Below are 22,989 nucleotides of genomic sequence, written 5' to 3'. Positions count from 1 at the left end.
TCGCGCCTGCGTGTCGAAACATCACAACCCGCCGAAAGAAAGGCGAGCCATGACCTTGACCATCGGAACCAAGGCCCCGGCCTTCACCCTGCCCGCCACCGACGGGCAGGAAATATCATTGGAAAACCTCAAGGGCCGGAAGGTGGTGCTCTATTTCTACCCGAAGGACGACACCAGCGGCTGCACCCGCGAAGCCCAAGACTTCCAGGCTCTGCGCGAGGATTTCGCCGCAGCCGGCACGGAGATCGTCGGCGTCTCGCCCGACAGCGTGAAAAGCCACGACAAGTTCCGGACCAAGCACGGCCTGGACTTCCCCCTCGCCTCCGACGAGACGAAGGCCATGCTCGAAGCCTACGGCGTCTGGGTCGAGAAGAGCATGTACGGCCGGAAGTACATGGGCGTGGAGCGAACCACGCTTCTCATCGACCGCGACGGCAGGATCGTGCGGATCTGGAACAAGGTGAAAGTTCCCGATCACGCGAAGGAGGTGCTGGAGGCGGCGAAGGCTCTTCACTCGTGACGCGATAGCAGGTTGCAACTATGATTATATATTATATCATTACATCAATTACCCGTACCTCCGACCAAAGCTCAGCTGAATGTCGAACTATAAAGCCATTCTCTCTGGCCAGAGCTGGAATGCCCTGTCCAGTCTTAGGATCAGCAAGAAACCCGTCTTTCTGACCTACACCTTCAATGGTCCGCAATGGGGCTCGTCGAAGTTCGACAGTGCGGACAAGGCCATGGCGCGCAAAGCGCTGAAGATGTGGGGAGATGCCTGCGGCATCCGATTCATCGAGGTCAAGAAAGCCGATGCCGAATTGAAGTTCCAATGGCGGTCGGACTGGGGAGACCACAGTGCGCGGGCGGAGTTTCCGGAAGTCGACCGGGATATCGATGAGGGCCTCGTTCGGGATTTCATGGGCGGCAACATCTACCTGAACACCCAGCACCGTTCCGAATTGTCGAAGCACAAGCCGTTCAAGCTCTACATTCTGCTTCATGAGATCGGCCATGCACTCGGCCTCAAGCACCCCTTTCACAAGATGGACCACAACAGGCAATTGTTGAAGTCGGGCCTGGATGATGTGAAGCATACCGTGATGAGCTACACGGGGGGCGACATCAACATGCAGTCGGCCAAGCTCGGCGCCTTGGACATCCAGGCGATCCGCGCCCTCTACGGCAAACCTTCGCAAGACGGGAAGCAGGTCGCCAAGTGGAGCTGGAGCAAGAAGAAGCAGACCCTGACCCAGATCGGCAAGAGCAAGGCGGACGTCGTCTATGGGGTGGCCGTGAAGGATGTCGTCAAGGGCCGCAAGGGCAATGACAAGATCTACGGTTTCGAAGGCAAGGACGCTCTATACGGCGAGGCCGGCAACGATTTCCTGAGCGGCGGCGACGGCGATGACACCCTTCACGGAGACGTCGGCAACGATGTCCTGAGAGGCGGGTACGGCGACGATACGTTGCAGGGCGGCGCAGGCATTGACGCCTTAAGCGGCGGGTACGGCGACGACATGCTGTCCGGAGACCTCGACAACGACGTTTTGAAGGGTGGAACTGGCGATGACATCCTGCATGGAGGCGCAGGCGACGACCATTTAGACGGTGAGAATGGCGATGATCTTTTGTCGGGAGACAGCGAAAACGATACCTTGAACGGCGGAGATGGCGTGGACACCCTGCAGGGTGGTCAAGGCAGCGATGTCCTGAACGGCGAGAATGGCGACGATACTCTGTCCGGAGACAGCGACAACGACACCCTGAGCGGCGGAGATGGCAAGGACAGCTTGCAGGGCGGCGCAGGCAGCGATGTCCTGGACGGCGGGGACGGCGACGACATTCTGCACGGTGACTTTGACGACGATGTCCTGAAAGGCGGAGAAGGCGATGACCTCCTGCAGGGAGGTGTGGGCAAAGACGATTTGGACGGCGGTGACGGGTACAACACTTTGTCAGGGGACAGCGGCAATGACACGTTAAGCGGTGGACATGACCGAGACACCCTCCAGGGTGGCGCAGGCAGCGATATCCTGACTGGGGGAGGCGATAGTGATCTGTTCGTTTTCGACACCCCGTTCAATGGGGTCGACGATATCGACCAGATCACGGATTTCCAATTCGGCTACAATCGGGATCGGATCGCCCTGTCCTCGACCGTGTTCGGTAATCTCGCGAAAGGCGAATTACTCTGGACCGCATTTGCGGAAGGGCCAGTGGCTGCAGATGCGGATGACCGTATCCTCTTCGACAGGGATGAACGATCCCTCTCTTACGACCCGGACGGCTCCGGTCCCGCTCCGGCCATATGCTTCGTAAAGTTCACGGCAAGGGTATCGATCCACTACGACGACTTCCGCATCGTGTAGGTCCGATCACCTGCAATAACAAAGGCCCGCTCGCAATCGAGTGGGCCTTCCGGCTTCAGTCGATATCCTCGACCGCCTCGCCCGCGCCGCCGTTGATGCGCTGAGCGAGCGACGCCTCGATGAAGGGATCGAGGTCGCCGTCGAGCACGTCCTGCGGGCTCGTGGATTGGGCGCCGGTGCGCAGGTCCTTCACGAGCTGATAGGGCTGCAGCACGTAGGAGCGGATCTGGTGGCCCCAGCCGATATCGGTCTTGGCGGCGGCCTCCGCGTTGGCCTTCTCCTCCCGCTTCTTCAGCTCGGCCTCGTAGAGACGGGCGCGCAGCATGTTCCAGGCAGTGGCCCGGTTCTTGTGCTGCGAGCGCTCCTGCTGACAGGCCACCACGATCCCGCTCGGGATGTGGGTGATGCGCACCGCGGAATCGGTGGTGTTGACGTGCTGGCCGCCGGCGCCCGAGGAGCGGAACGTGTCGATGCGGCAGTCGGATTCCTTGATCTCGATGTCGATCCGGTCGTCCACCACGGGGTAGACCCACACCGAGGCGAAGCTCGTGTGCCGGCGCGCATTCGAATCGTAGGGCGAGATGCGGACCAGCCGGTGCACGCCCGATTCCGTCTTGAGCCAGCCATAGGCGTTGTGGCCCTTGATCAGAAGCGTGGCGCTCTTAATGCCGGCCTCTTCGCCGTCCGTGATCTCGAGAAGCTCGACCTTGTACTTCCGGCGCTCGGCCCAGCGGGCGTACATGCGCTGCAGCATGGAGGCCCAGTCCTGGCTTTCCGTGCCGCCGGCGCCGGAATGCACCTCCACATAGGTGTCGTTGCCGTCGGCTTCGCCGGAGAGAAGCGTCTCGACCTGCAGGCGCGCAGCCTCGGCTTGGAGGCCGCGGATCGTCTCCTCGCCTTCCTTGATGGTCGCCTCGTCGCCCTCGGCATCGCCGAGCTCGATCAGGGTGATCGCATCGTCGAGCTCCTGCTCGAGGCGCTTGATCGCCGCGATCTGGTCCTCCAGCGACGTGCGCTCGCGCATGATCTTCTGCGCGGCGTCGGCATCGTTCCAGAAGTCCGGGTTCTCCGTGAAGGAATTCAGTTCGGCGAGGCGGCGCTGGGCATTGTCCCAGTCAAAGATGCCTCCTCAGCAGCCCGACTGACTGCTTGGTCTCATCTACGAGGTGTTCGATTTCGGCGCGCATTGTCTCTTTGAAGTCCGTGCCTTGGGAATGCGGGTCTTAAAAGGAGCACCGCGTGGTGTAAAGGAGCTCCGCCCGAAGGATCGGAAGCCGCGATCTTGTCCGTTCGCGGCCACCGACATCCATGTTCCGGAGAGCCCCGCTCATATGGGGGCGGAAGGGGCCTAATACAATCCGCCCGTGCCCGCTCCGACCTGCCGGGCTCCGCTGGGATACTCGGCCTGGGGCCCGTCGAAATACTCGGCCGGAGGCGAATAGGATTCCGGAGGCGTGGTTCCGGGCTTGAAGGCCTCGAGGATCACGCCGCCGCCCTCGCCCGAGGCGCGGGTCCCGGTCGATGCGTTCACGCGGATCAGCTTGATGCCGGGCGGCACCCGGAACGGCGTGGCCGGCTTGTCCTTCAGGGCCATCTGCATGAAGTCGCGGAAGACCGGAGCGGCATACTGCCCGGCCGTGGCCGCGTTGCCGAGCGACTTCGGCTGGTCGTAGCCCAGGAACACGCCCACGGCGAGGTCGGGCGAGAAGCCGACGAACCACACGTCCTTGGCGTCGTTGGTCGTGCCGGTCTTGCCCGCGAGAGGCTTTCCGACCGCCTTCACGCTCTGCGCGGTGCCGCGCTGCACGACGCCCTCCAGGATCGACGTCATCTGATAGGCCGTGAGCGGATCGAGCACCTGCTCCCGGTTGTCGGTCAGGGTCGGAGGCGGACCGCCGTCCCAGGTCTCGGCATCGCAGCCGGTGCACTTGCGGTCGTCGTGGCGGTAGATCGTGCGGCCGGACCGGTCCTGGATCTGGTCGATCAGGGTCGGCTTGATGCGGCGCCCGCCATTGGCGAACATGGAATAGGCGGCGGTCATGCGCATGACCGTGGTCTCGCCGGCGCCCAGCGACATGGACAGAAGCGGGAGCATGTCGTCGTAGACGCCGAAGCGGCGGGCATATTCCGCGATGAGCGGCATGCCGACCTCGTTGGAGAGGCGGACCGTCATCAGGTTCTTGGAATGCTCGATTCCGTAGCGCAGGGTCCGCAGACCGGCGGACTTGCCGTCGTAGTTCGACGGCGCCCATGCCGGCTGGCCGGGACCCATATCGAGCACGAAGGGCGCGTCCATGACCTGGCTCGACGGGGTGTAGCCGTTGTCCAGGGCCGTGGCATAGACGATGGGCTTGAACGAGGAACCCGGCTGGCGCATGGCCTGGCTTGCCCGGTTGAACTCGCTCTGGTCGAAGGAGAAGCCGCCGACCATGGCGTGCACACGGCCGGTATAGGGATCCATGGCCACGATGGCACCCGAGATTTCGGGGATCTGGCGCAGGCGGAACTGGCCGCTCTTGCCTTCCAGGGGCTCCACATAGACCACGTCCCCGACGGAGAGGGCCTTGTCGACGCTGCGGCGGGTCCATTTGACCCCGTCCGCGGCGACGGTTCCGGTCTCCCGGTCGGCCGAGACCTGGCCCGAGGCCTCCTTCTTCGGCTGAAGGCCCACCCGTGCCCGGCCGCCGGCGACTTCCAGCACCACGGCGAGGCGCCAGGGCTGCACGTCGCCCAGGGCGGGAACCTCGGCCAGGGCCAGGCCCCATTCGCGGCCGGTCAGGTTCAGCTTCTGCTGGGCCCCGCGCCATCCCCGCGCCTCGTCGAAGCGCACGAGGCCGTCCACGAGCGCCTTGCGCGCCATGGCCTGCATCTTCGGATCGATGGTCGAGCGGATGAGAAGGCCGCCCTCGTAGAGGGTCTCCTCGCCGTAGCGCTCCGCGATGTCGCGGCGCACGCCCTCGGCGAAGTAGCCGGAGGCGATGCTGTTGGGCGACACCACCCGCGGGTTGACCGTCAGCGGCTCCTTCTTGGCCGCGGCGGCCGCCTCGGCGGAGAGGTAGCCGTTGTCGACCATGCGGTCGATGACCCAGTTGCGCCGCTCGACGGCGGCCTGGGGATGGCGGAAGGGGTGATAGTTGTTGGGCGCTTTCGGCAGGGCCGCCAGATAGGCGACCTCGGCCACGCCGAGCTCATGCACCGACTTGCCGAAATAGTTCAGCGCCGCGGCGGCCACGCCGTAATTGCCGAGGCCGAGATAAATCTCGTTCAGATAGAGCTCGAGAATCTTGTCCTTGGAGAAGGTCGATTCCATCCGCAGGGCGATCAGCGCCTCGCGGATCTTGCGCTCATAGGTCCGCTCGTTGGTGAGGAGGAAGTTCTTGGCCACCTGCTGGGTGATCGTCGAGGCGCCCTGCTCCCGCCGGCCGCCGGAGCGGACATTGGCCACCACCGCACGCACGATGCCCTCGGGGTCGATGCCCATGTGCTTGTAGAAATTCTTGTCCTCGGCCGAGAGGAACGCATTGATCACGAGCTTGGGAGTGGCGTCGATGGGCACGTAGAGGCGCCGCTCGCGGGCATATTCCGCGATAAGGCTGCCGTCGGACGCGTGAACGCGGGTCATGATCGGAGGCTCGTAATCCGCCAGCTGGGCGTGATCCGGCAGGTCCTTCGAGAAGTACCAGTATCCGTAGGCCAGACCTGCAGCGCCGATCAGGAAGAAGATCGCCCCGACGCTGAACAGGAAGCCGAAGAATCGTAGGATAAAGCGCATCCGAAGGTAATTTCCGTTATCGGCGCCAAGTGCACCGTTGTTTCGATATGCAAACGCCGATTCCCGGTCCGGGCAGGAAAGGTTTCAGCCGACCTGCCTGTAGCCGAGGAATCGCCACCCCGCTACGGGTATCCACACTCTATCTATGGTAAAACTGCGGCAGCGCCCTGGCGAGCCAGCCTGGTGGCGAAAAAGCGGTCGATGGCGGCGGACATGGCGGAGACCATCTTGCCGCGCCATGCGTCGGACATGATCAGATCGAGGTCCTGCTTGCTGGAAAGATAGCCCAGCTCGACCAGAACCGAGGGCACGTCATGGGCCCGCAGAACCCGGAAACCGGCCTCGCGGCGGGGGTTCTTGTTCAGGCGGGCCACCGTGTCCAGCTGGCCGACGAGACCGTTGGCGAAGCTGTGCGAGAAGGTGCGGGTTTCCCGCAGGGTCAGATCCTGCAGGATGTCGAGGACCTCGTCGGCCCCCTGCCCCGATTCGATGCCGGCGACCGCATCGGCGTTGTTCTCGCGATCGGCGAGCCGGGCGGATTCGGCGTCCGATGCGCGCTCGGACCCCGTATAGACGGTCAGTCCGCGGACCTCCTGCGCCCCCGAGATCGAATCCGCATGGATCGAGATGAAAAGATCGGCCTTGGCGTTGCGCGCCGCGCGCACCCGGTCTCCGAGGGAGACGAAGACGTCCTCGTCGCGGGTCATCAGCACCCGGTAGCGCCCCCCGGCCTCCAGCTTCTTCTTCAGGAGCTGGCCGAAGGACAGGACGAGATCCTTCTCCGAGACGCCGGAAACGGCCGCCGCGCCGGGGTCGATGCCGCCGTGGCCCGGATCGATGACGATCACCGGCCGCGCATCCTTGACCTCGCCCGGGGGAGCCTGAGCCACCTCGGTCCGCGCCCCGGGGGCATTCTCCGCCGCGACCCGGCGGAACTCGTTCCGGTCGGTCCGGGACAGCTCGATCACGAGGAGCGCCGCGCCTCCGGGCAGGCCCTGCTCGACATGGAGGGCCGACACGACGGCCGGCTGGACGAGATCCATGACCACGCGCGAGCGCCCCGGCGCGAAGAGGCCGTAGCGGTAGGAGGCGATGAGCCCCTCCTGCTTGCGGCCGGTATCGGCGGGCAGATGGAAGGCGACCTCCGGCAGGTCGACGATCACGCGGTCCGGGGCCTCCATGAGGTGGACCTGCGCCACGACGGCCTTGGAGAGAGTGACCTTGAAGCGGGTCCTGCCCTCCGCCGCCTCGACGGCGACGGCGGCGGCGATGATCGGGGTCTCGGTCTTGGCCTCGGCGCCCACGGCCCACGCGCGGCCGGATCCGGCAACGAGGAGCGTTGCCAGGAGGCACAGGTGCAATAGGCGTGAGAAAGGCGTCATGTGTATCCCGGTCGCCGGCTGGATTCGCTCGCCCGTCCTACCTCATAGGGCCTGCATGGTTAACGAAACCTCACGCTTAAAGCTCCAATATTGAGACTCTGTTGCATTGAAGGCACAGTCTCGCGGCATCTTGCCAAACACCCCAAACGATCTGTAATGATGCTGACCCTGTCCGCTATGGCCGAATCTGACGGCGGGTCCGTGGAGACGGTTGTGTTGACCGATCCGCTGGACACCCGTCACGCTCGACAGGCTGCCGGACAGGTCGAATAGCGATGTTTCATCGCCTTTATGCGGTGGCCGGCTCAATCCGGCTCATCGAATCCGAAAGGGCCGTCGTTGAATGGTTGCGCTAGCGAAGTCAGTCCTGACTGTCGTCACAGCACCTTTCGCTTCGCGCGATCAATTTCGCGTTTGCCCATGCCCCGATCAGCTCAGCATGGCACCGGCCCGATTTAACCCAGAATGCGCCCCTCAGAGGCGCACGATGGCGATCGACAGCACTCCGAACGCAATTCCAGCCCGCCGTCTCGTTTCGCGGCGCGGCCGCCCGCCCTCAATGCGGCTTCTGCCTCAGGTCCTGCCCTCGATCGCCATGTCGAGAGTTCAACATGGCAAACAAGATGCTCATCGATGCCTCCCACCCGGAAGAAACCCGGGTCGTGGTGGTACGTGGTCAGAAGGTCGAGGAATTCGACTTCGAATCCGCTAACCGGAAACAGCTGCGAGGCAATATCTACCTCGCCAAGGTGACCCGCGTAGAGCCGTCGCTTCAGGCGGCCTTCGTGGAATATGGCGGCAACCGCCATGGATTCCTCGCATTCAGCGAGATCCATCCGGATTATTACCAGATCCCGGTCGCCGACCGTCAGGCTCTGCTCGAAGCCGAGGCCGAGGCCCAGCGCGAGGAAGAGCGCGAGGAGGAACGGCGCAGCCGCCGTCGCCGCCGCTCCGCTCCCAAGCGCACGGAGGCCGACGAGACTGTCGCTTCCGCCGAGGCCGTATCCGAGGGCGCGAACGACGCCTCCGAGGACCGTGAGGCCTCCGAGCCTCTGAGCGCCTCGCAGGAGGAAGGCTCCGAGACCGCCGAGGCAGGCGGGTCGGACGAGGCTCCGGCCTTCGAGGGAAGCGCCGACGGCGTCTCCGACGATGTCGGCGTCGAGCCGGTCGAGGCCTCCCGGGATTCCGATGCCGACCAGGACATGGACGCCTCCGCAGACGTCGCTGAAAGCGCCGAAGACGACGAGCAGGACGAAGACGAGGCGGACGACGAATCCGGCGAGGACGACGAGGAAGCCGTCGAGCAGCTCGGCGGCGGCGACGCCCTCGAGGATATTCCGCAGCGTCCCCGGCTGCCCCGCAAGCAGTACAAGATCCAGGAAGTCATCAAGCGCCGTCAGGTGCTGCTGGTCCAGGTCGTCAAGGAAGAGCGCGGCAATAAGGGCGCGGCGCTGACCACCTACCTGTCCCTGGCCGGCCGCTACTCGGTGCTCATGCCCAATACGGGCCGCGGCGGCGGCATCTCCCGCAAGATCACCAATGCGGCGGACCGCAAGCGCCTGAAGGAAATCGCCCAGGATCTGGAGGTTCCGGAGGGAATGGGCATCATCCTCCGCACGGCCGGCGCCTCCCGCACCAAGCCGGAGATCAAGCGCGACTACGAATACCTGATGCGCCTGTGGGAGAGCGTGCGCGAGCTGACCCTCAGCTCCTCGGCCCCTGCCCTCGTCTACGAGGAAGGATCGCTCATCAAGCGCGCCATCCGCGACCTCTACAACAAGGACATCGACGATGTCCTCGTGTCGGGCGAGGACGGCTATCGCGAGGCGAAGGACTTCATGCGCATGCTCATGCCGAGCCATGCCAAGATCGTCCAGCCCTACCGCGAGCCGCAGCCCCTCTTCGCGAAATACGGCGTCGAAGCCCAGCTCGACGCCATGTTCTCGAACAACGTCACCCTCAAATCCGGCGGCTATCTCGTCATCAACCCGACGGAAGCCCTGGTTTCCATCGACGTGAACTCGGGCCGCTCCACCCGCGAGCACAATATCGAGGACACGGCGCTCCGCACGAACCTCGAAGCCGCGGAGGAGATCGCCCGCCAGCTGCGCCTGCGCGATCTGGCCGGCCTCATCGTCATCGACTTCATCGACATGGAGGAGAAGCGGAACAACCGCGCCGTCGAGAAGAAGCTGAACGAGTGCCTGAAGAACGATCGCGCCCGCATCCAGGTGGGCCGCATCTCGCCCTTCGGCCTGCTGGAGATGTCGCGCCAGCGCATCCGCACCGGCGTGCTCGAATCCTCCTCCGTGCCCTGCCCGCACTGCGCGGGAACGGGCTTCGTGCGCTCGACCCCCTCGGTCGCCCTGCACGTGCTGCGCTCGATCGAGGAAACCCTCATCAAGAACTCGGGCTACAACCTCGTCGTCCGCACCCGGACCGAGGCCGCGTTCTACATCCTCAACCAGAAGCGCGTGCACCTGCGCGACCTGGAGACCCGCTTCGGCGTGGCCATCTCCATCGTCGCCGACGACACGCTCATGGGCGCCACGAACTACGCCATCGACAGGGGTGAGCCGGCCCTGAGGCTGGAGCACAAATCCGCCGCGACCGGCATCCAGATCGACGCCATCGTGCCGATCGACGAGCCCGCCGAGGTGGAGGACGACGTCGAGATCGAGGCCGAGGGCGACGAGGAGACCGCCGTCGAGACCCGGGAGTCCCGGACCGGCGAGGAGAATGGCGAGGAGGGCAACGGCAATGGCCGCCGCCGCCGCCGCCGCCGCCGCCGCCGTGGCCGTGACCGCGAGTCTTTCGCGGGCGAGGCCCAGCAAGGCGAAGCCTCGGCAGAGGAAGGCGAGGACCAGGACGAGGAAGGCACCGAGACCGAGGCGGGCGCCGAAGGCGCAGAGGCGCCGGAGGAGCTCGAGACCTCCGAGTCGGCCGAGGCCGAAGGCGAGGAGCGCAACGGGCGCCGTCGTCGTCGCGGACGCCGCGGCGGCCGTGGCCGTGGCCGCGAGGAGACTGTCGAGGTCGCGAACGACGACGAGGAAATCGTCGCCCAGCGCGAAGTCGCCGCCGTCATGGCTTCCGAGGAGCCTCTCCCCGCCGCCGACGAGCCGGTCGCGGCTGCACCGGAGCCGGAGGAAGCGAAGCGCGAGGATATCGTCGCCTCTCAGCCGGCGGAGGAGCCCGCCGCCCCCGCGCCGGCCATGCCCGAGCCGGAGCCCGTCGCCGTGGTGCTGACGCCGCCCGACCCGGACCGGCCCAAGCGCGCCGGCTGGTGGTCCAAGGCCAAGTCGGTTTTGAGCGGATCGTGAGGATCTTAAGCTAAGATCCTCACGGGTTTGACGAAATTACTTCAACCATGTCGCGAGGCGGGCAACCGTCTCGCGACAATCGTTTTCGGACCCGGCGAAGGACAGGCGCAGGTAGTGCGAGCCCTCGATGGGGTCGAAATCGAGGCCGGGCGTCGCCGCCACGCCCGCCTCTTCCAGCATCCGCTTCGTGAAGCCGATGGAGTCGTTGGTGAAGCGGGCGATGTCGGCATAGATGTAGAAGGCGCCGTCCACCGGGTGCATGTCCGTGATGCCGATCCGCGGCAGTTCCTCCAGCAGATAGGCGCGGTTTCGGGCATAGCCCGCCTTCACCGCCTCCAGCTCCTCGGTGGCATCGAAGGCCGCAAGCGCAGCAACCTGGGACAGGTAGGGCGGCGAGATATAGAAATTTTGCGCCAGGCGCTCGATCGGCCGCACCAGCCGCTCCGGCACCACGATCCAGCCGATGCGCCAGCCGGTCATGCAATAGTATTTCGAGAACGAGTTGATCACGACCGCGTCGTCGTCCGAGCTGAGGGCCGTCGAGGCGGCCTCGCCATAGGTCAGTCCGTGGTAGATCTCGTCGGAGATGAACCACAGCCCCAGCCGGCGGCAGGTCTCGCCCAGCCGGGCCAGGGCCTCGCGGCCGATCATCGTGCCCGAAGGGTTGGCCGGGCTCATGGCCAGGATGCCGTGCAGCGGCTTTTCGGCGTGAGCCTTCTCGATGCTCGCCGCCGTCATGATCCAGCCGTCCGCCTTGCTGAGGGGAACGATGACCGGTTCGAGGTCGAGCGCCTCGAGGATGTTCCGGTAGGCCGGATAGCCCGGCGCGGTGATCGCCACCCGCTGGCCGGGATCGAACAGGCTCAGGAAGGCCAGCACGAACCCGGCCGAGGACCCGGTGGTGACGATCACCCGCTCGGGCGCCAGGCTCACCCCGTAGGTATCCCGGTAGTGCCGGGCGATGCGCTCCCGCAGGGCCGCCGTTCCGAGGGCCTCCGTGTAGCCGATGCGCCCGGCCTCCAGCGCCGCCTTGGCCGCCTCCCGGGCGGCCCGGGGAGCGGGAGCGGAGGGCTGACCGACCTCCATGTGGATGACGCTGTCCCCTCGCCGCTCCTTGGCGGCGGCGGCGCTCAGCACGTCCATGGCGAGGAAGGAGGAGACCCGGTCCATGCGGCGGGCGACGAGGGGAAGAGCGGAGGATGCGGCTGGCTTTGTCATGATGAGGCTCGTAGCTCCTCGGGTTGCCGGCCTCAAGGCGATTTCTCGCATCAACGAAGGCGTGAATTGACGGTGTCTCGCGAAACCCGCTAACTCCGCCCGATGAAACGAGGATCGGGGCTCAAATGCGGCCGAATCGGGAGGGTGTCGCGACAGCCTCCCAGGCCCATCCGAATGCCCCAAACCTCTCGAATAACCGGATTTCCGGGCAGGCTTTCCGCCCGGGCTCCTCAGAAGGACCGACCATGCGTATCCCGCTTCTCAAATCCTGTCAGGCTGCGGCCCTGATCGGCGCCCTGGCCATCGGCCCCGCGGCGATGGCCCAGAATGCACCCTTCACGGACCAGCAGCGCCAGGCCATCGGCGAGATCGTGAGGGACTACCTCCTCAAGAACCCGGAGGTTCTGACCGAGGTCATCGGCGAATTGGAGAAGCGCCAGGCGGAAGCGCAGCAGGTCGCCCAGGCCGGCGCCCTGAAGGAAACCCGGGAGACGCTCCTGAACGCCCCCCATTCCTTCGTGGTCGGCAACCCTTCGGGCGACGTCACCCTGGTCGAGTTCTTCGACTACAATTGCGGCTACTGCAAGCGGGCGATGGAGGACGTGCAGACCCTCGTGAAGAACGACTCCAAGCTGCGGGTCGTCCTGAAGGACTTCCCCGTCCTCGGCCCCGATTCCGTCGAGGCGAGCCGCGTCAGCCTCGCGGTCGGCAAGCAGCTCAAGGGGGACAAGCTCTTCGACTTCCACACCAAGCTCATGGGCACCCGCGGCCGGGTGAACGGCGAAAAGGCCCTGGCCACCGCCAAGGAGATGGGCGTCGACATGGCCCGCCTGCAGAAGGACATGCAGTCCCCGGACATCCAGAAAGCCCTTCAGGAAAACATGGAACTGGGCGACAAGCTCAGCCTGACCGGCACCCCCGCCTTCATCGTCGGCGACAGCGTCATCCCCGGCGCCGTCGGCCTCGAACCCCTGAAGCAGGTGGTCGCCAACGTGCGCCAGTGCGGCAAGGCCACCTGCTGATCGCAAGCCTCTCTCCAGCGGCGCCCCTTCCGCCCGGTTCGGGCGCAGCTTTCCGATAAAGCTTCCGAAACGGAACCGGTCCGAATCCGGGTTCCGAGGGACGATTCCGGCGGCATCTCCCCAGGGAATGCGCAAGCATGCCTTGGAAAGGCCCGGTTTTCCCCTTTCCCCTTGACCGCCTTTTGGCTAAGAGGGCCAGTCGGCTCCACCCCTCGGGGCCATCCGGAACGCTCCTACGCGATGATCACCGCCCACGTCCTCAACGGACCGAACCTCAACCTGCTCGGCCAACGGGAGCCCACGATCTACGGCAGCGTCACGCTGACGGAGATCGAGCGTCTCGTTCGCGACAGGGCCGGAGCGTTGGGCATGAACATCGTCTTCCGCCAGTCGAACCACGAAGGACAGCTTGTCGACTGGATCCAGGAGGCAGGAGCCCAGGGAGCGGGCATCGTCCTCAATGCCGGCGCCTATACCCACACCTCGATCGCGCTCAGGGACGCCATTGCTGGCAGCGGTGCCCCCACGGTCGAGATCCATCTTTCGAACGTTCATGCTCGCGAGGGCTTCCGCCATCGCTCGCTCGTTGCGCCCGTCTCCGTCGGCGTGATCTGCGGCTTCGGGCCCATGAGCTATCTGCTCGGCTTGGACGCGATCCACCGCGTGCTGGCCGAGCGGGCGCAGAAGGCGCCGCCCTCCAAACACTAGTTCCTCAAGAATAAGAGGTGAGCCCCATGGCCAAGGACAACCCTTTCGATCCCGATCTCGTGCGTGAGCTGGCGACATTGATCGCCGATACCGATCTCACCGAGATCGAAGTGGAGAAGGGCGACCTTCGCATCCGCGTGGCCCGGACCGTGACGGCAGCCGTGACGGTTCCCGTCTCGGCCCCGTCCGTCGCCCCGCCCCCGGTGATCGCGCCGCCGCCGTCCGTCGCGGACGCCGCGGCAGCCGCCGCCAAGGCTTCGGCTCCCCATCCTGGCGCGGTTCTCTCGCCGATGGTCGGCACCGCCTATCGCAAGCCCTCGCCGGATGCGAAGGCCTTCGTGGAGGTCGGCTCCAAGGTCCAGGCCGGCGACAAGGTTCTCCTGGTCGAGGCCATGAAGACCTTCAACGAGATCGTCGCGCCCCGCGCCGGCACCGTGACCGCCATCTATGTCGAGGATGGGACTCCGGTCGAATACGGCGAGCCGCTGCTGGTCATCGAGTAACGGCGATGTTCGACAAGATCCTCATTGCCAACCGCGGCGAGATCGCCCTGCGCATCCTGCGGGCTGCGAAGGAACTCGGCATCGCCACGGTCGCCGTGCATTCCACCGCCGATGCGGATGCGATGCATGTGCGCCTCGCCGACGAAAGCGTCTGCATCGGCCCGCCTGCGGCCCGCGACAGCTATCTCAATATTCCCGCCCTGATCGCCGCCTGCGAGATCACCGGCGCCGACGCCATCCATCCCGGCTACGGTTTCCTGTCCGAGAACGCGCGCTTCGCCGAGGTTCTCGATCATCACCGCATCGCGTTCATCGGCCCGAAGGCGGAGCACATCCGCATCATGGGCGACAAGATCGAGGCGAAGCGCACGGCCAAGCGCCTCGGCATTCCTTGCGTCCCCGGCTCCGAAGGCGGCATCACCGACGAGACCGAGGCCAAGCGTGTGGCCAGGGACATCGGCTATCCCGTCATCATCAAGGCGGCCGCCGGCGGCGGCGGGCGCGGCATGAAGGTGGCCCGGACGGAGGAAGACCTCGTCCACGCCCTCCAGACGGCCAAGACCGAGGCGAAGGCCGCCTTCGGCGACGATGCGGTCTATATCGAGAAGTACCTCGAGAAGCCCCGGCACATCGAGATCCAGGTCCTCGGCGACGGCAAGGGCAACGCCATCCATCTCGGCGAGCGCGACTGCTCGCTCCAGCGCCGCCACCAGAAGGTTTGGGAGGAAGGTCCCTCGCCGGCCCTGAACGTGGAGATGCGCGAGCGCATCGGCGGCGTCGTGGCGCGGGCCATGCAGGAACTGCAATATGCGGGCGCCGGCACCATCGAGTTCCTCTACGAGGACGGCGAGTTCTACTTCATCGAGATGAACACCCGCATTCAGGTCGAGCATCCCGTCACCGAGATGATCACCGGCATCGATCTGGTCAACGAGCAGATCCGGGTCGCGGCGGGCGCGCCGCTCTCGGTCCGCCAGGAGGACATCCACCTCGAGGGCCATGCCATCGAGTGCCGCGTGAATGCGGAGCATCCCTCGACCTTCCGGCCCTCGCCCGGCACGATCAGCTACTTCCACCCCCCGGGCGGATTGGGTGTGCGCGTCGATTCGGCGGCCTATCAGGGCTACCGCATCCCGCCCCACTATGACTCGCTCGTCGCCAAGCTCATCGTTCACGGGCGCACCCGCAACGAGTGCCTCATGCGCCTGCGCCGGGCCCTCGACGAGTTCGTGGTCGACGGCGTGGAGACGACCCTGCCCCTGTTCAGGACCCTCGTGCGCAATCCGGACATTCAGAACGGCCAGTACGACATTCACTGGCTCGAGAATTTCCTGAAGACGGGTGGCATTGAGGAAGCCTGAAGGCGTGCTACCTTTAGCGGGATGAGGGCTGACCAGTTCGAAATCACGCCTGAGATCCTGCTCAAGGCTTATGCGGCGGGCATCTTCCCCATGGCGGAGGATGCGAATGATCCGTCACTGTTCTGGGTCGAACCTCGGGAGAGGGGGATCATTCCCCTCGACCGCTTCCATGTGGGCAAGCGCCTCGCCCGCACGGTCCGCTCCGACCATTTCGAGGTCCGGGTGGATCAGGATTTCGATGCGGTCATCGACGGCTGCGCCGCCCCCGGCTTCGACCGGGAGCGGACCTGGATCAACGGCCGCATCCGCAGGCTCTACGGAGAGCTCTTCGATACGGGCTACTGCCATACCGTGGAGGTCTACCAGGACAACCGGCTGGTCGGCGGTCTCTACGGGGTGCGCCTGCGCAGCGCGTTCTTCGGGGAGAGCATGTTTCATACGGAGCGGGATGCGTCCAAGGTCGCCCTCGTGCATCTCGTGGCACGGCTGCGGCGCGGCGGCTTCACCCTGCTCGACACGCAGTTCGTCACCCCGCACCTGGCTCAGTTCGGCGCGATCGAGGTCTCCCGCCGCAGCTACAAGCAGATGCTCCGCGCGGCGATGGACCAGGAAGCCGACTGGCATGTCTGGCCGCGCGGGACGGCCGTGAGCGGCGAAGAGGCCCTCGCCGCCCTCGGCGCGTCCCTGCCCGCAGATCGCTAGTTGTTCGGATTCTCGTTGTTGATGATCGGCGCCTGCCCCCAGGCGGGCGGCGCAGCCCGCCTCGGCTGGCGCAGCGGTGCGGTTCTCACCGGCGGAGGCGCCGGAACAGGCTGGACGGATGCGGGGCTCATGATGTCCCCGGGCCGTCCGCCCTCGCCCGGCTGGCCGGCAGCGCCTTGCTCGATCGGAGGCAGCTCCTCGGGCGTCTCCTTGGGCTCGGCAATGACCTCCGTGCCGCCTTTGCAGTCGACGAGCCAGATATCGTAGACCGGATGCTCGAGCCCATGCAGACCCGGACTCGCGGCGAACATCCAGCCGGAGAAGACCCGCCGGCTCGCGCCGTCGGAACCGGTCTCCTCCACCTCGACGAAGGATGTCGTGTTCGGCGTCTCGGTCGGGGGCTTGGTGAAGCAGACGCGGGCCCGCATCTGGAGGGCGCCGAACTGTACGGTCTCGTCCACCGCCACCTCGAACGACACGATTCGTCCGGTAATCTTGTCCAGACCCGAGAAGACCGCAGTCGGGTTCTTGATCCGATCCGCATGGGCTACGGTTGCCCCACCGATTACCGATGCGAGCACCAAGGCGGCCCGCGTCCATCCGAATGTCATATCGCCTGTCCACGCCATGTTATGACCGGCCGAGCATGGCCGACTTCGCGTTCCGGCAACGCGATAACACGCGAACCATGTTGGAAAAAGGGCAAGGCACGGCGCCAGGGTCTTTCGGCGGTGATAAACTGCCGGCCCGCTTGGAGGGGGTGATGGAAGCAGAACGTTTGGATCCGGATGCCGCACGGCGGCGGCTGGGGTTTCTCGCACTGGAGGAGACCCTGGCCCTGGCGCAGCGCGGGGTTCTGATGCCGGATCCCCGCTCCGTCCTCGTCTCCCCCGGCGCTGACCTGGGCGAGGACGTGATCCTCTGGCCCAATACAATTCTGGAGATCCGGGGAGCCGGACGCATCGTGGTCGGCGCAGGCACGGTCCTGTTCCCCGGCAGCCGCATCCTGGCCTCGGACGGCGAGGTTCGGATCGGGACCGGCGCTGAAATCGGCGAGGAAGGCGGCTTCACGATCAAGGCCGAAGCCGGAGCGACCATTGAGATCGGGCGCGAGGCCCGCCTTCTCGGCGGCGGCTCCCTCGCATCCACGAACCACATCGGTGACGGAGCGCAGATCCTGGGACCGATTCGATGCCAGAACTGCCGCCTCGGCTCCGGCGGAAGCCATCGCCACCCTGAACCGGACGAGCGCGGAGCCGTGCTGAAGGGCGCAGGCGTCGCCCGCAACCTGGAACTCCCTCAGGGACACGTGATCCAGGCCTTCGGCCTGTTCTCGGACGGCATCGTGCGGCGCCAGTCCTACTTTCATCCCAAGCCCGGCCGCTGCTGACGCATCGCGTCTGAGTGGGGCGAGCGGGCAATGGGAGGCCTTTCCTCGGCCCCGGGTCCGGAGGCTCGACGCCGTCTCTACGAGGACGGGAATTCCCGCTCGAACGGGTTGGGCGCCGGCGCGATCATCGGCGCGCCCTGCTCGTCCCGCTTCTCGAAATGGGCGGTGGAGCAGCCATGGGAGCACAGGAGGCCCTGGTCGGACCAATAGGCCGGGCCGTTTTCGATGCGGCCCGCATGATAGGCGAAATCGGGATGCCCGAAAGGCAGGCCGCATTCCACGCAGTTCCGGTGCTGCGGCTTGTTCAGCATGTCGGCATCCGTCCTTCGATGGCCAAGTCCTTACTCGCCCGGCGTCCAGGGTACGTAGTCTCCGGTCGCGGCCGGGCGTTGCCCGGTCGAGAGCGACGATCCGGTCGGCCGATAAGCATGGGGGGTGCCGGTCATGTTGGGAATGTAGGGCCTCTCCCACGGATGGGGCTGGTAGGGCTCCTCGCTCGGCGGCACGTCGCCGTTGTGGCAGAGCCAGGCGCGCCAGCCCGGAGGCACCTTCGAGGCATCCGCCTCGCCGTTGTAGACGACCCAGCGGCGCTCGGCGCCCACGTTCGGATCGATGGCCTCCGCCTGGGTGTGACGGTAGTACTTGTTGCCGAACTCGTCCTCACCCACGAACTGCCCCTTGCGCCACGTGTAGAATCGCGTGCCGAGGGTCTGCCCGTTCCACCAGGTGAAGAACTGCGCCAAAAACTGTTTCATCGCTGCCACTGAAGGGGTTCATGAAGTTCGCGCGGAATATGGCTTTTGGCCGTCGGGAAGTCCAGCCTCGTGAGCGCATGGGCGGGACCGATTCTCTTCCCATGGATCATGGGCGGCCGGAGAGGCGGAATTTCCTGGTTTTCCCGCGCTTTTCGCCCCCGAGAACAACCCATTCCCAAACGTCAAGAAACTTCCTGCCGGATGTTGCGCCGGGAAAGCTTCTTGTGGCCGATCGGCCACCATCGGGGGTCGGTCGATAGCCGCCGAAGCTTGGCCGTTGAAGAAAGTGCGTTTGGATTCTGAAAGGAGTCTCCGAGGCTTAGCAGAAGGGTAGCCGGTTATCCACAGTTCACACAGCCACACACAACATCTAGTTCGGAACCACCGGCACCGACACTAGTTCTTGACGTGAGGCTCACATCGCGACTAGCCTGACAGGGTGCCGATCCGAGACCGGCAGCCGGGCTGAAAAGGCCGGTTCAGTATCCCCGAAGGACTTGCGTATGAGCCGCACGGCAACTTTTCAGCCGTGGGCTTCGTGGTGTCCGGGGATCTGCCGAAACTCGGACGTGTTGCGTGAGCGGTCCTCAAAAACGGACCGCAGGGCGTCGAACAAAAATGGGCTGGGGTGCCACGAAGGATCATCGTGGTCAGAGGACTATTGTCCTCGAACGAAGGAATTGACCGATGCGGATTGAGCGGCGTTACACGAAACCGGGGCAGTCGCCCTATTCCTCCCTCGCCTTCCGGCTCGCCACGAGCGAGATCCGCAATCCGGACGGCTCGGTCGTGTTCAAGCTCGAGAACATCGAGGTTCCCGAGACTTGGAGCCAGGTGGCCTCCGACGTTCTGGCCCAGAAGTATTTCCGCAAGGCCGGCGTGCCTGCGTGCCTGAAGAAGGTCGAAGAGAACGACGTTCCCTCCTGGCTGTGGCGCTCCGTGCCCGACGAGACCGCCCTCGCCGAGCTTCCCGAGGACCAGCGTTACGGCTCCGAAATGTCGTCCAAGCAGGTCTTCGACCGGCTCGCCGGCTGCTGGACCTATTGGGGCTGGAAGGGCGGCTACTTCTCCTCGGAAGAGGACGCTCAGGCCTTCTTCGACGAGCTGCGCTTCATGCTCGCCAACCAGATGGTGGCGCCCAACTCCCCGCAATGGTTCAACACCGGCCTGCACTGGGCCTACGGCATCGACGGCCCGAGCCAGGGCCACTTCTACGTGGACTACAAGACCGGCAAGCTCACCAAGTCCAAGTCGGCCTACGAGCATCCGCAGCCCCATGCCTGCTTCATCCAGGGCGTCGAGGACGACCTGGTGAACGAGGGCGGCATCATGGACCTGTGGGTCCGTGAGGCGCGCCTGTTCAAGTACGGCTCCGGCACCGGCTCCAACTTCTCCAAGCTGCGCGGCGAGGGCGAGAAGCTCTCCGGCGGCGGCCGCTCCTCCGGCCTCATGTCGTTCCTCAAGATTGGCGACCGCGCGGCGGGCGCCATCAAGTCGGGCGGCACCACCCGCCGCGCCGCCAAGATGGTGGTGGTCGACGTCGATCACCCGGACATCGAGGCCTATATCGACTGGAAGGTGAAGGAGGAGCAGAAGGTCGCCGCCCTCGTCACCGGCTCCAAGCTCGGCAACAAGCACCTCAAGGCCATCATGAAGGCCTGCGTGAACTGCGAGGCCGAGGGTGACGCCTGCTTCGACCCGGAGAAGAACCCGGCTCTGAAGAAAGAGATCAAGATGGCCCGCCGGGTCATGATCCCGGACAACTACATCAAGCGCGTCATCCAGTTCGCGCGCCAGGGCTACACCGATATCGACTTCCCCATTTACGACACCGATTGGGATTCGGACGCCTACCTCACGGTCTCGGGCCAGAACTCCAACAACTCGGTCTCGATCACCGACGACTTCCTGCGCGCCGTGGAGACGGACGGCGAGTGGAAGCTCACCGCCCGCAAGGACGGCAAGACGGTGAAGACCCTCAAGGCCCGCGACCTGTGGGAGCAGATCGGCCACGCGGCCTGGGCGTCCGCCGATCCCGGCCTGCACTTCAACACCACCATGAACGACTGGCACACCAGCCCCGCCGGTGGCCGCATCCGGGCATCGAACCCCTGCTCGGAATACATGTTCCTGGACGACACGGCCTGCAACCTGGCTTCCGCCAACCTGCTGCAGTTCTACGACCGCGCCGCCAAGACCTTCGACGCGGAATCCTTCGAGCATGCCTGCCGCCTCTGGACGGTGGTGCTCGAAATCTCCGTGATGATGGCGCAGTTCCCGTCCAAGGAAATCGCGGAGCTCTCCTACCAGTACCGCACCCTCGGCCTGGGCTACGCCAATATCGGCGGCCTGCTCATGACCATGGGCCTGCCCTACGATTCGGCGGAAGGCCGCGCGCTCGGCGGCGCGATCACCGCCATCATGACCGGCGTGTCTTATGCCACCTCCGCCGAGATGGCGGGTGAGCTCGGCGCCTTCCCGAACTACAAGGCCAACGCGAAGCACATGCTGCGCGTGATCCGCAACCATCGCCGCGCCGCCCACGGCCTCGCCGAGGGTTACGAGGGCCTGTCGGTCAACCCGGTGCCGCTCGACCACGCCTCCTGCCCCGACGCGGGCCTCATCGCCCATGCGAAGGCCGCCTGGGACCGGGCCCTGGAGCTCGGCGAGCAGCACGGCTACCGCAACGCGCAGGCCACCGTCATCGCGCCCACGGGCACGATCGGCCTCGTGATGGATTGCGACACCACCGGCATCGAGCCCGACTTCGCCCTGGTGAAGTTCAAGAAGCTCGCGGGCGGCGGTTACTTCAAGATCATCAACCGGGCCGTGCCCGACGCGCTGCGCGCCCTGGGCTACCGCGAATCCGAGATCGCCGAGATCGAGGCCTACGCGGTCGGCCACGGCTCCATGCGCCAGGCCCCCGCCGTCAACCCCGGCTCCCTGCGCGCCAAGGGCTTCACGGACGAGAAGATCGACGCCGTCGAGAAGGGCCTGAAATCGGCCTTCGACATCAAGTTCGTCTTCAACAAGTGGACCGTGGGCGAGGACTTCCTCGTCAACACCCTCAAGGTCCCGGCGGAGAGGCTCAACGACCCGTCCTTCGACCTGCTCCAGTTCCTGGGGTATTCGAAGGCCGATATCGAGGCCGCCAACATCCACATCTGCGGAGCGATGACGCTGGAAGGCGCGCCGCACCTGAGAAAAGAGCACTACGCGGTGTTCGATTGCGCCAATCCCTGCGGCAAGATCGGCAAGCGCTATCTCTCGGTGGAAAGCCACATCCGCATGATGGCGGCGGCGCAGCCCTTCATCTCGGGCGCGATCTCCAAGACCATCAACATGCCCAACGACGCCACCGTCGAGGATTGCAAGAACGCCTACATGCTCTCCTGGAAGCTGGCGCTGAAGGCGAACGCCCTCTACCGCGACGGCTCCAAGCTCTCGCAGCCGCTCAACTCCGCCCTCATCGCCGACGAGGAGGACGAGGCGGACGAGGCCGTGGAGGCTCTCACCGCCCTCCCCGCCGCCGCCAAGGCCGCGGCTCTCTCGGAGAAGGTGGTCGAGAAGATCGTCGAGCGCGTCGTGGCGATCCGCGAGCGCGAGAAGATGCCCGACCGCCGCAAGGGCTACACCCAGAAGGCGGTCGTGGGCGGCCACAAGGTGTACCTGCGCACCGGCGAGTACGACGACGGCCGCCTCGGCGAGATCTTCATCGACATGCACAAGGAAGGCGCGGCCTTCCGGGCGATGATGAACAACTTCGCCATCGCGATCTCGCTCGGCCTGCAATACGGCGTGCCGCTGGAGGAATACGTGGAGGCCTTCACCTTCACGCGCTTCGAGCCGGCGGGCTTCGTCCAGGGCAACGAGCGCATCAAGAACGCCACGTCGATCCTCGACTACGTGTTCCGCGAGCTCGCGGTCTCCTATCTCGGCCGCAACGACCTCGCCCATGTGGACCCGTCGGAGCTCGGCCCCACCACCATCGGCCAGGGCGAAGCCCAGTCGAAGGCGCCGGAGCCCGCTCCCGCCACGGCGGTCGTCTCCCGCGGCTTCGTGCGCGGCAATTCCGACCGCCTCATGCTGATCCCAGGCGGCGGCGGCCAGCGCGCCGCGGGCGCCCTCACCATGGGAGCCACCGCCCTCAAGGAGGAGCCGCAGGAGCAGAAGGTCGGCGAAGCCGATCTCGCCAAGCTCCCCTTCACCGCCCCGGCAGCCCCGTCCATCGCGGACAAGCGCGCCGAGGCCAAGATGAAGGGCTATGTCGGCGAAGCCTGCCCCGAATGCGCGAACTTCACGCTGGTGCGCAACGGGACGTGCCTGAAGTGCGACACGTGCGGCAGCACGACAGGGTGTTCGTGATTCGCTGCCAAAAGACTTGAGGACGCTCGCAAAGGACGGCCATAATCCGCCCAAAGAGCGCCTCAAAATGAAGCTGAAGCCCGCCTCACCCCTCAGAGGTGGGCTTTTTCCGTAGGTGC

At 65.4% G+C, this 22,989-nt stretch carries 17 protein-coding genes; 10 read left to right on the top strand and 7 right to left on the bottom strand.

Annotated elements, in window-relative coordinates; all coding sequences use genetic code 11:
* The first annotated feature begins 49 nt into the window (after positions 1–49).
* Both bcp and LGR44_RS12255 read left to right on the top strand, forming a co-directional pair.
* Positions 50–520 carry a thioredoxin-dependent thiol peroxidase gene (gene bcp, locus LGR44_RS12260; RefSeq protein WP_226740862.1) on the top strand — a complete coding sequence of 157 codons (471 nt, stop codon included), beginning with the start codon at positions 50–52 and terminating at the stop codon, positions 518–520.
* A 79-nt stretch (positions 521–599) separates the two neighbouring features.
* On the top strand, positions 600–2,372 hold the full coding sequence (locus LGR44_RS12255) for a matrixin family metalloprotease (RefSeq protein WP_226740859.1): 1,773 nt from the start codon (positions 600–602) through the stop codon (positions 2,370–2,372).
* Positions 2,373–2,427: 55 nt separating this feature from the next.
* On the opposite strand, the gene prfB is transcribed toward LGR44_RS12255, so the two are convergent.
* From prfB to LGR44_RS12240, 3 genes are all read right to left on the bottom strand, one after another.
* Positions 2,428–3,559, bottom strand: a protein-coding gene (prfB, locus tag LGR44_RS12250) for a peptide chain release factor 2 (RefSeq protein ID WP_226740857.1) whose coding sequence is annotated in 2 segments (ribosomal slippage) — positions 2,428–3,489 and positions 3,491–3,559 — 1,131 coding nt in all. Because the reading frame shifts where the segments join, the coding sequence is not laid out codon by codon here.
* 161 nt (positions 3,560–3,720) lie between these two features.
* Positions 3,721–6,144, bottom strand: coding sequence for a penicillin-binding protein 1A (locus LGR44_RS12245; RefSeq protein ID WP_226740854.1), 2,424 nt, complete (start codon positions 6,142–6,144; stop codon positions 3,721–3,723).
* A gap of 143 nt (positions 6,145–6,287) precedes the next feature.
* Entirely contained in the window at positions 6,288–7,526 is a 1,239-nt protein-coding gene (locus LGR44_RS12240) for an N-acetylmuramoyl-L-alanine amidase (RefSeq protein WP_226740851.1), read from the bottom strand.
* A gap of 611 nt (positions 7,527–8,137) precedes the next feature.
* Between LGR44_RS12240 and LGR44_RS12235 the strand changes: the two genes are divergently transcribed.
* Positions 8,138–10,846 carry an Rne/Rng family ribonuclease gene (locus LGR44_RS12235; protein ID WP_226740848.1) on the top strand — a complete coding sequence of 903 codons (2,709 nt, stop codon included), beginning with the start codon at positions 8,138–8,140 and terminating at the stop codon, positions 10,844–10,846.
* A 36-nt stretch (positions 10,847–10,882) separates the two neighbouring features.
* Here LGR44_RS12235 and LGR44_RS12230 read toward each other — a convergent pair whose 3' ends face one another.
* Positions 10,883–12,064 carry a pyridoxal phosphate-dependent aminotransferase gene (locus LGR44_RS12230; protein WP_226740847.1) on the bottom strand — a complete coding sequence of 394 codons (1,182 nt, stop codon included), beginning with the start codon at positions 12,062–12,064 and terminating at the stop codon, positions 10,883–10,885.
* A 245-nt stretch (positions 12,065–12,309) separates the two neighbouring features.
* Here LGR44_RS12230 and LGR44_RS12225 point away from each other — a divergent pair, with 245 nt between their 5' ends.
* The 5 genes from LGR44_RS12225 (at position 12,310) to aat (ending at position 16,360) form a co-directional block, all read left to right on the top strand.
* Positions 12,310–13,086, top strand: coding sequence for a DsbA family protein (locus LGR44_RS12225; protein ID WP_226740845.1), 777 nt, complete (start codon positions 12,310–12,312; stop codon positions 13,084–13,086).
* A 240-nt stretch (positions 13,087–13,326) separates the two neighbouring features.
* Positions 13,327–13,794 (top strand): type II 3-dehydroquinate dehydratase, encoded by a 468-nt coding sequence (gene aroQ / locus LGR44_RS12220; protein ID WP_226740842.1) that lies wholly within the window; start codon positions 13,327–13,329, stop codon positions 13,792–13,794.
* A gap of 26 nt (positions 13,795–13,820) precedes the next feature.
* Entirely contained in the window at positions 13,821–14,297 is a 477-nt protein-coding gene (accB, locus tag LGR44_RS12215) for an acetyl-CoA carboxylase biotin carboxyl carrier protein (RefSeq protein ID WP_226740840.1), read from the top strand.
* Between the two features lie 5 nt (positions 14,298–14,302).
* Positions 14,303–15,658: an acetyl-CoA carboxylase biotin carboxylase subunit gene (gene accC / locus LGR44_RS12210; RefSeq protein ID WP_226740837.1), complete on the top strand. Its 1,356-nt coding sequence runs from the start codon at positions 14,303–14,305 to the stop codon at positions 15,656–15,658.
* A gap of 21 nt (positions 15,659–15,679) precedes the next feature.
* A complete protein-coding gene (aat, locus tag LGR44_RS12205) occupies positions 15,680–16,360 on the top strand; it encodes a leucyl/phenylalanyl-tRNA--protein transferase (protein WP_226740835.1) in 681 nt (226 codons plus the stop codon).
* Here aat and LGR44_RS12200 read toward each other — a convergent pair.
* On the bottom strand, positions 16,357–16,971 hold the full coding sequence (locus LGR44_RS12200; protein ID WP_226740832.1) for a DUF2155 domain-containing protein: 615 nt from the start codon (positions 16,969–16,971) through the stop codon (positions 16,357–16,359). The two genes, aat and LGR44_RS12200, sit on opposite strands and share 4 nt — an antisense overlap.
* 152 nt (positions 16,972–17,123) lie before the next feature.
* Here LGR44_RS12200 and LGR44_RS12195 point away from each other — a divergent pair, with 152 nt between their 5' ends.
* Positions 17,124–17,750 carry a hypothetical protein gene (locus tag LGR44_RS12195; RefSeq protein ID WP_226740830.1) on the top strand — a complete coding sequence of 209 codons (627 nt, stop codon included), beginning with the start codon at positions 17,124–17,126 and terminating at the stop codon, positions 17,748–17,750.
* A 77-nt stretch (positions 17,751–17,827) separates the two neighbouring features.
* Here the strand turns inward: LGR44_RS12195 and LGR44_RS12190 are convergent, their stop codons facing one another.
* Positions 17,828–18,061 (bottom strand): hypothetical protein, encoded by a 234-nt coding sequence (locus LGR44_RS12190; protein ID WP_226740828.1) that lies wholly within the window; start codon positions 18,059–18,061, stop codon positions 17,828–17,830.
* Between the two features lie 30 nt (positions 18,062–18,091).
* The gene (locus LGR44_RS12185) at positions 18,092–18,505 is read right to left on the bottom strand and encodes an NADH:ubiquinone oxidoreductase subunit NDUFA12 (RefSeq protein WP_226740826.1); all 414 of its coding nucleotides are present in this window, start codon (positions 18,503–18,505) and stop codon (positions 18,092–18,094) included.
* Positions 18,506–19,192: 687 nt separating this feature from the next.
* Between LGR44_RS12185 and LGR44_RS12180 the strand changes: the two genes are divergently transcribed.
* Positions 19,193–22,870, top strand: coding sequence for a vitamin B12-dependent ribonucleotide reductase (locus LGR44_RS12180; protein WP_226740824.1), 3,678 nt, complete (start codon positions 19,193–19,195; stop codon positions 22,868–22,870).
* The last annotated feature ends 119 nt before the right edge of the window (positions 22,871–22,989 follow it).

The organism is Microvirga lenta (assembly GCF_020532555.1).
Lineage (GTDB): Bacteria > Pseudomonadota > Alphaproteobacteria > Rhizobiales > Beijerinckiaceae > Microvirga > Microvirga lenta.
The sequence above is the reverse complement of the archived record's forward strand: the minus strand, read 5'-3'. Positions and strand labels throughout refer to the sequence as shown.

Excerpts from the sequence above, each read along its gene's own strand:
- LGR44_RS12225 (WP_226740845.1), top strand. The coding sequence starts at position 12,310 with ATGCGTATCCCGCTTCTCAAATCCTGTCAGGCTGCGGCCCTGATCGGC.
- LGR44_RS12180 (WP_226740824.1), top strand. The coding sequence starts at position 19,193 with ATGCGGATTGAGCGGCGTTACACGAAACCGGGGCAGTCGCCCTATTCC.
- LGR44_RS12195 (WP_226740830.1), top strand. The coding sequence starts at position 17,124 with ATGGAAGCAGAACGTTTGGATCCGGATGCCGCACGGCGGCGGCTGGGG.
- LGR44_RS12230 (WP_226740847.1), bottom strand. The coding sequence starts at position 12,064 with ATGACAAAGCCAGCCGCATCCTCCGCTCTTCCCCTCGTCGCCCGCCGC.
- LGR44_RS12185 (WP_226740826.1), bottom strand. The coding sequence starts at position 18,505 with ATGAAACAGTTTTTGGCGCAGTTCTTCACCTGGTGGAACGGGCAGACC.
- accB (WP_226740840.1), top strand. The coding sequence starts at position 13,821 with ATGGCCAAGGACAACCCTTTCGATCCCGATCTCGTGCGTGAGCTGGCG.
- LGR44_RS12200 (WP_226740832.1), bottom strand. The coding sequence starts at position 16,971 with ATGACATTCGGATGGACGCGGGCCGCCTTGGTGCTCGCATCGGTAATC.
- accC (WP_226740837.1), top strand. The coding sequence starts at position 14,303 with ATGTTCGACAAGATCCTCATTGCCAACCGCGGCGAGATCGCCCTGCGC.
- aat (WP_226740835.1), top strand. The coding sequence starts at position 15,680 with ATGAGGGCTGACCAGTTCGAAATCACGCCTGAGATCCTGCTCAAGGCT.
- bcp (WP_226740862.1), top strand. The coding sequence starts at position 50 with ATGACCTTGACCATCGGAACCAAGGCCCCGGCCTTCACCCTGCCCGCC.
- LGR44_RS12240 (WP_226740851.1), bottom strand. The coding sequence starts at position 7,526 with ATGACGCCTTTCTCACGCCTATTGCACCTGTGCCTCCTGGCAACGCTC.
- LGR44_RS12190 (WP_226740828.1), bottom strand. The coding sequence starts at position 18,061 with ATGCTGAACAAGCCGCAGCACCGGAACTGCGTGGAATGCGGCCTGCCT.
- LGR44_RS12255 (WP_226740859.1), top strand. The coding sequence starts at position 600 with ATGTCGAACTATAAAGCCATTCTCTCTGGCCAGAGCTGGAATGCCCTG.
- LGR44_RS12245 (WP_226740854.1), bottom strand. The coding sequence starts at position 6,144 with ATGCGCTTTATCCTACGATTCTTCGGCTTCCTGTTCAGCGTCGGGGCG.
- aroQ (WP_226740842.1), top strand. The coding sequence starts at position 13,327 with ATGATCACCGCCCACGTCCTCAACGGACCGAACCTCAACCTGCTCGGC.
- LGR44_RS12235 (WP_226740848.1), top strand. The coding sequence starts at position 8,138 with ATGGCAAACAAGATGCTCATCGATGCCTCCCACCCGGAAGAAACCCGG.